The sequence below is a fragment of the Bacillus mobilis genome, assembly GCF_001884045.1.
Classification (GTDB): Bacteria; Bacillota; Bacilli; order Bacillales; family Bacillaceae_G; genus Bacillus_A; species Bacillus_A mobilis.
This window is the reverse complement of record NZ_MACF01000056.1, coordinates 1-359: the sequence shown is the minus strand read 5'-3', so window position 1 is coordinate 359 and position 359 is coordinate 1. Positions and strand designations below refer to the sequence as shown.

The window sequence follows — 359 nt, the reverse complement described above, 5'->3', positions numbered from 1 at the left end:
ATTTCGTATTTTTTATACGGCTTTGTGAAGTCTTTTCGTACATTCTTGAGTGATACTAAGGATATCGAACGGTGTACGACACTTATACCTTCATGCTTTTCTTCCGTTTTTGACAAGATCCTGAAAGAGCCTGGTTAGCACTGATACAGGATGTTGAAAGGTTGTGAAAAGCACGTCGTGTATACTAGAGAAGTAAATTTTGACGATATATGTACACTTATACTCACTCACCTCTTTTTGTTTTTTCTCCCATATAAGTCTTCTCATTCGATATGTAATGCTAGCTACCAAACACAAACCAATTAATTGCCCATATAAATGACATTGAAATCGTTCCAGTTTCACAGGTTTCACTTCAT

General features: G+C 35.9%; 1 pseudogene. It reads right to left on the bottom strand.

Features of this window, described 5'->3' with window-relative positions:
• Positions 1-82: 82 nt before the first annotated feature.
• A pseudogene (locus BAQ44_RS31785) lies at positions 83-359 on the bottom strand (hypothetical protein); the annotation flags it as partial.